Below are 6,558 nucleotides of genomic sequence, written 5' to 3'. Positions count from 1 at the left end.
GTTGCGGCAGCGCCGCGCCCGCTCCGGCGCCGACGAATCCCCCAACGACACCGAGATGCGTTCCCCGCGTGAGGTCGAGGGCTGTCAAGGCGGGAAAGATGCCTTGACAAGCCACCCCAGACCGCAGGAGAGCTTCATATCGGGGTGCGGGGGAGGGGCTGGGTGCACCGATTGTTGGGTGCATCGGCTGCGGTTTTAGGGACGTGAGGGGAACCCTGAGGGAATCTGGTTCCCTCAGGGTTCCCCTCATGTACTGATGAAGTCCACTACGGATTTCGTTACCCGGGTTGGGTCTTCCAGGTGGGGGAAGTGGCCGATGCCTGGCCAGATTTTGGGTTCGCTGTGCGGGCCTGCCCAGCGGACCGACGCCAGTGCGGTTTCCGGGAGGATGCAGGTGTCGTCCGCGCCGTGCAGTTGCAGTACGGGCGCTGCGATGCGTCCCTCGACGGCGTCGGTGAAGCGCCTGCCTTCGCCGCGGAACTGGGCGCGGAAGGCCCAGCGGTAGTACTCCAGGGCGGAGTGGGCGACGCCTGGGACCAGCATCGCTTGGCGGAAGGCGGGCATCGTCTCGGTGAAGTCCGAAGAGGACCGCCAAGGCTCGCCGGACCATTTGGCGAAGAGTTCTTCCACGGCCGCCGCGTTGTCGCGGACCAGCCATTTCTCTGGGGCCATCGGGACCTGGAAGCGGAAAAGGTGGCCGACTGCGCGGATTTGGCTGCTGGTGCGCTTCACCGCTGACTTGAACGCCAGGGGATGCGCAGCGCCGATGGCGGTTACTGAGGACACGAGACGCGGGTGCAGGGCGGCGACAGTCCAGGCGAGCATGCCGCCCCAGGCGTGGCCGACCAGGTGTGCCCGGCGGGCGCCTAGGGCCTTGATCAGGCCGCCGACATCACCCGCCAGGGTCCAGGCGTCGTAGCCGCGGGGAGGCTTATCTGAGTCGCCGTAGCCGCGCAGATCTACCGCTACCGCGCGGAAACCGGCGTCGGCCAGTGCGGGCAGTTGGTGCTGCCAGGTCCACCAGAAGCCGGCGAAGCCGTGCAGGAGCAGCACTAACGGGCCCTCGCCGCATTCGGCTACGTGCAGGCGGATGCCGTTGGCCGAGACGTCGCGATGCGTCCATGGGCCGTCGACCCGCACGCTCGACGGGTCCGGCGTCAGCTCCACCACCGCGAGGGCTGGCGTCAGCCCTGCGTCGAGGGCAGGTCGTCGTCTTCGGCGGGCTTGCGCTTGAACGCCTCAGCCGTCTCCTTGACGCTGCTGATGGTGCGCTCCGGCGCGCGCAGCTTCTTCACCTTGCGCCAGCCGAGGAACGCGGTCGCGCCCACGGTGACCAGCATCAGGCCGAACACCGTCGCGAACGCGGGCCAGCGGATGCCCCACCAGTCCGACAGACCCTCGGCGATCAGCAGGAACAGGAAGAAGGTGCTGTACAGAAAGACGGTGAGGGCGATCAGGAAGAAGACCGTCCCCTTGAGCGCCTTCTTCGCTTCCTGCGCCAGCTCGGCTTTCGCCAGCTCGATTTCGGCGCGGACCAGCGTCGACAGGTGCTGGGTGGCGTCGCCGACGAGCTTGCCGATGGACTGCTCGCTCGCCGCGGCTTCCTCGTCGCTGGACAGGGGCAGGTACGGCACGGCCCCCACGCCGTCGGGGCTGGTGCGCTCGTGTTTGGGGCTGCTCACTGGGTCATCGTGCCACGTGACCGTATGCGAGGCGCGACGGACCGGCGGGAGTGTCGGGATCAAGCCGCCTTCGCGTGTACTCGGCTGCGCCGCAAGAGCAGTACGGCGGCCGTCAGCGAGGCGATCGCCGAGGCGATCAAGACCGCAGCCTTGGCCACTTCGGCCGCTTCCGCGGGCAGCGCGAGTTCGGCGATCAGCAGGCTGACGGTGAACCCGACGCCGCCGAGAACGGACAGCGCCGCGACGTCTCGCCAGCTCATTCCGCTGGGCTTTTCCGCCACGTGCAGCTTCACCGCCAGCAGGCTCGCCCCGAAGATGCCGACGAACTTGCCGACGACCAGTCCGATGAGGACAGCCAGCGGCAACGCGGTGGTGAAGACCGTCGACAGCGCCTCGCCGTTCACCGAGATTCCCGCGGCGAACAAGGCGAACACCGGCACCGCGACGGCCGCTGACCACGGCTGCAGGCGGTGTTCGAGCCGGACCGCGGGCGCTTCCTCCTCGCCCTCGTCCTCGCGGACGCGAGTGAGCAGCCCGAGCGCGACGCCGGCGATCGTCGCGTGGATGCCCGCCGAGTGCACCGCGACCCACGTGATCAGCGCGAGCGGCACGTACAGCCACGGCGAGCGGACGCGTTTGTGCTGCAGGAAGGCGTAAAGCCCGAGCGCGGCCACCGCGACCGCCGCCGCGAGCAGGTTGAAACTGCTGGTGAAGAGGATCGCGATGACGAGAATCGCGCCGAGGTCGTCCACCACGGCAAGGGAAAGCAGGAACACCCGCGCGCTGCTGGGCAGGTTCGACGCGGTCAGCGCGAGCACGCCGAGCGCGAACGCGATGTCCGTGGCCACCGGAATCGCCCACGCCCGGTCGGCCTCCGGCGTGTTCCAGGCGATCGAGAGCGCGAGCACCGCGGGCACGACCATCCCGCCGACCGCGGCGATCACCGGCAGCACGGCTTGCCGCCACCGGGACAGCTCGCCGACCACGAGTTCTCGTTTGAGCTCAAGCCCGGCGACGAAGAAGAACAGCGCGAGCAGGCCGTCCTTCGCCCAGTCTCCGACGGTGAGATTCAGGTGCAGGAATTCCGGGCCGATCCGGAAGTCGCGCAGCGCCTCGTACGCCGGGGCGAGCGGGGAGTTGGCCCAGACCAGCGCGACCGCGGTGGCGGCGAGCAGGATGAGCCCGCCAGTGGTTTCCGTACGGAGGAAACGGGCGAATTCGGCGACGGCGCGGGCTGGGGTCACGAAAAACTCCTTGTGGGGACGGCGGATCTCCCGCCGACCAGACTTCCCGGCACACCGATGTCCAGTTTACCGTCCGCAGTCGCCGATTACCGGCCGTTGTGACGAACGGCAACCCATGGCTGCCCGATGACGCTCGCATCGCGCCGCCCTGAGCGCAAACGCAGGTCAGCCGGTCGCGTCGGCCAAGTTGTCTAGTCCATACTGACGCCGGTTTTTCGTTCACCTGTTCGCCTTCTAGCATGCGAGGAGAGAACGACAATGATGTTGAATACAGGGACGAGGCAGTAGTGAGCACCCCGATCGACGCCCAGGCCGATACCAGATTTTTCGGGCACCCGCGGGGGTTGGCGAACCTCTTCGGCGTGGAGATGTGGGAGCGCTTCTCCTTCTACGGGATGCAGGGCATCCTCGCCATTTACCTCTATTACCAGGCTGACAAGGGCGGCCTGGGGATCGACCAGAGCGCCGCGCTCGGCATCGTCGGCGCGTACGGCGGCACGGTCTACCTCGCCACGGTCGTCGGCGCGTGGATCGCCGACCGGCTGCTCGGCTCCGAACGCACGCTGTTCTACAGCGCCATCGTGGTGATGCTCGGGCACATCGCACTGGCCGTGCTGCCCGGGCTGACCGGCGTCGGCGTGGGTCTCGCGTGCGTCGCGCTCGGGTCCGGCGGGCTCAAGGGCAACGCGACCTCCGTGGTCGGCACGCTGTACGCCGAGGGCGACGAGCGGCGCGACGCCGGGTTCACGATCTTCTACATGGGCGTCAACATCGGCGGGTTCATCGGCCCGCTGCTGACCGGGCTCGCCCAGCAGAACGGCGGCTTCCACCTCGGCTTCGGGCTCGCCGCGGTCGGCATGGCGCTCGGCCTGATCCAGTACACGATCGGGCGGAAGAACCTCGGCGCGAAGGCGTCCGAGGTGCCGAACCCGCTGCCGTCGACCCAGCGCGCGCTCGTGATCGGCGTCGCCGTGGTGATCATCGCCGCGGTCGTCGCGCTGATCATGTCCGGCGTCGTCACCCCGGACAACCTCGCCGACGTCGTGGTCTACGTGGTCGTCGCGATCTCGGTGGTGTACTTCGTCGCGATTCTGACCAGTAAGAAGATCACCTCGGACGAGCGCAGCCGGGTGTTTTCGTTCATCCCGATGTACATCGCGAGCGCCGCGTTCTTCTCGCTGTACCAGCAGCAGGCGACGGTCGTCTCGGTCTACAGCGACCAGCGGCTCGACCGCGACCTGTTCGGCTGGACGATGCCGGTGTCGTGGGTGAACTCGATCAACCCGGTCTTCATCATCGTGTTCGCCCCGGTGATCGCGGCGATTTGGACGAAGCTCGGGCCGAAGCAGCCGTCGACGCCGATGAAGTTCGTGCTCGGCACCGTCCTGATGGGCGCGGCGTTCCTGTTGTTCCTGCCGATGGCGCACACCGGCCAGAACGGCAGCCCGCTGATCGCGCTGGCCGGCATCCTGCTGGTGTTCACCATCGCCGAGCTGATGCTGTCGCCGGTCGGGCTGTCGTTGTCGACGAAGCTCGCGCCGAAGGCGTTCCGCACGCAGATGGTGGCGCTGAACTTCCTTTCGGTGTCGCTGGGCACGGCGATGTCGGGCAAGCTCGCGCAGTCCTACGACCCGAAGGACGAGGTGCCGTACTTCAGCATCATCGGCGGCACCGCGATCGTGGTCGGCGTGGTGCTGCTCGCGCTGATTCCGCTGATTCGCAAGTTGATGCGCGGCGTGCACTAACCCACGGTGGTGCCGAATAGCACCCCGACGAAGTAAGTGACGAGCATGGTGAGGGCGCCGACGCCGACGTTGCGCGCGATCGCGCGCCCCACCTGCGCGTTGCCGAGCCTCGCGCTCACGAAACCGGTGAGCGTGAGGCCGACGACCACCGCCAGCGCGCACGCCCAGACGCGGACGCTGACCGACGTCCAGGCGATCGCCAGCAACGGCAGCAGCGCGCCGACGGAGAACGCCAGCAGCGACGCCCACGCGGCCTGCCACGGGCTGGTCAGGTTGTCCGGGTCGATGCCTAGCTCGGCCTCCGCGTGCGCCTGCAGCGGATCGTTTTCGGTCAGCTCGCGCGCGACCTGTTTCGCCAGCTCCGGCGAGAGGCCCTTGTCCTCGTAGATCTGTGCGAGTTCGCGTTCCTCGGCCTCCGGCATCGTTTTCAGTTCGTGCTTCTCGAGCCGCAGCAGCGCGCGTTCGGTGTCGCGCTGGGTGCTCACGCTCACGTATTCCCCGCCCGCCATGGAAAACGCGCCGGCGACGAGCCCGGCAATTCCGGCGGTGAGGATCGTGGTGCTGTCCGCGGTGGCTCCGGCCACGCCCACGACGATGCCCGCGACGGACACGATCCCGTCGTTCGCGCCGAGAACCCCGGCGCGCAGCCAGTTCAGCTTGCCGCCGACGTCCTCGTGCGGTTCGTGCGCGTGCACCGCGTCGCCCATCGTTTCGGTCACCGCTTCAGTGAATCACGGAAATTGTTTCCGCGCGACATTTTCCCATACTGCTGGAATGCGGTTAAGAAAGGCAATCCTCAATGAATTGTGCCTTGCCTGACCCGGCGAATAGGCTGCCGGGATGGAGCGGGAGTGGCGCACGCTGTCGGTGGTGGAGGGGCAGCCGTTGCGCGGCGGTGCCGGGCAGATCCGGGAGCGGGCGCGCGCCGAGCACGGCCTGGCGTACGAAATCCGTTATCCGGCAGGCGTCGCGTCGGCCGAGCACAGCCACGACCACGACAGCATCGTGCATGTCCTGGAAGGACAGCTGCGGGGGACGGTCGACGGAGTTTGGGCCGAACTCGGGCCGGGCGACGTCATCGTGCATCCGCGCGGCGTGCGGCATCACGTCGAAGCGCTGACGGACAGCCGGTGGATCGAGTTCAAAGCCCCGTTGCCGGGACGGCCGCCCGTGGGCTGAAACGACGAACGCCCGGGCCCGGCGCCACAGTGGACGCCGGACCCGGGCGAACCGGGTCTAGCTCAGTTGTCGAGTTCGGCCAGCGCCGCCTTCGCGGCTTCGAGCTCGGCCTCCAGCTGCGCGACCTTCGCGGCCTGCGCCTCGCGGGCGGCGTTGATGACCTCGTCGATCGGACCGGACAGCTCTTCGTGCAGCTCCTTGGCCGCACGCGAAACCGCCGCGGCCGGGACGGCCAGGCCCTTCGCGACCCACTTGGCGCCGTTCTTCAGCTCGGCCTGCCACTCGCCGTCCGCCGTGCCGGTGACGGTCAGCGTCAGCTCCACGGTGCGGGTCTTCTTCGCCGTCGACGCCGCGGCCTTCGGGCGGCCGCGCTTCGGCTTCGGCGAGTCGACGGCCGCGGTCTCCTCAGTGGACTCCGGCTTCGCGGCGTCCGCCGGGGCGGAGTCCGAAGCCGCCGGGGCGGCAGCGGGCTCGGCGACTTCCGGGGCCTCCGGGGTGCCGGCGGCCTGCGGCGATGACGCCGCTGCCGTCTCGGCCGCAGTGTCCTCGTCGTGCGTCAAGGCTTCCACGGACATTCGTGTCGTCTCCTTGCCCGGATCTGGGTTGGGTACGCGGGCATCTTAGAACATGCGTTCGATGCCCGCACTTTCAGGGGATCAATGCAGGAAGGGACCCTCCCAGCCGGGAGGGTCCCTTCCTGACGGTGAA

At 68.3% G+C, this 6,558-nt stretch carries 7 protein-coding genes; 2 read left to right on the top strand and 5 right to left on the bottom strand.

The features are described from left to right. Positions 1-246: 246 nt before the first annotated feature. The 3 genes from ACWDNU_RS28330 to nhaA are packed head-to-tail and all read right to left on the bottom strand — an operon-like array spanning position 247 to position 2,926. On the bottom strand, positions 247-1,167 hold the full coding sequence (locus ACWDNU_RS28330; RefSeq protein ID WP_449671128.1) for an alpha/beta fold hydrolase: 921 nt from the start codon (positions 1,165-1,167) through the stop codon (positions 247-249). Between the two features lie 17 nt (positions 1,168-1,184). Beyond that, a complete protein-coding gene (locus tag ACWDNU_RS28325; protein WP_116204929.1) occupies positions 1,185-1,682 on the bottom strand; it encodes a phage holin family protein in 498 nt (165 codons plus the stop codon). A gap of 59 nt (positions 1,683-1,741) precedes the next feature. Further along, positions 1,742-2,926 (bottom strand): Na+/H+ antiporter NhaA, encoded by a 1,185-nt coding sequence (gene nhaA, locus ACWDNU_RS28320; protein ID WP_449671127.1) that lies wholly within the window; start codon positions 2,924-2,926, stop codon positions 1,742-1,744. A gap of 287 nt (positions 2,927-3,213) precedes the next feature. Between nhaA and ACWDNU_RS28315 the strand changes: the two genes are divergently transcribed. Next, positions 3,214-4,671, top strand: coding sequence for a peptide MFS transporter (locus ACWDNU_RS28315; protein ID WP_449671126.1), 1,458 nt, complete (start codon positions 3,214-3,216; stop codon positions 4,669-4,671). Here the strand turns inward: ACWDNU_RS28315 and ACWDNU_RS28310 are convergent. Then, positions 4,668-5,390 (bottom strand): VIT1/CCC1 transporter family protein, encoded by a 723-nt coding sequence (locus ACWDNU_RS28310; RefSeq protein WP_449671125.1) that lies wholly within the window; start codon positions 5,388-5,390, stop codon positions 4,668-4,670. The two genes, ACWDNU_RS28315 and ACWDNU_RS28310, sit on opposite strands and share 4 nt — an antisense overlap. Positions 5,391-5,511: 121 nt before the next feature. Between ACWDNU_RS28310 and ACWDNU_RS28305 the strand changes: the two genes are divergently transcribed. Then, on the top strand, positions 5,512-5,850 hold the full coding sequence (locus tag ACWDNU_RS28305; RefSeq protein WP_449671123.1) for a cupin domain-containing protein: 339 nt from the start codon (positions 5,512-5,514) through the stop codon (positions 5,848-5,850). 62 nt (positions 5,851-5,912) lie between these two features. Here ACWDNU_RS28305 and ACWDNU_RS28300 read toward each other — a convergent pair whose 3' ends face one another. Continuing rightward, positions 5,913-6,425, bottom strand: coding sequence for a DUF6319 family protein (locus ACWDNU_RS28300; protein WP_370933496.1), 513 nt, complete (start codon positions 6,423-6,425; stop codon positions 5,913-5,915). Positions 6,426-6,558 lie beyond the last annotated feature (133 nt).

This window comes from Amycolatopsis sp. NPDC003676 (assembly GCF_053587275.1).
The sequence above is the reverse complement of the archived record's forward strand: the minus strand, read 5'-3'. Positions and strand labels throughout refer to the sequence as shown.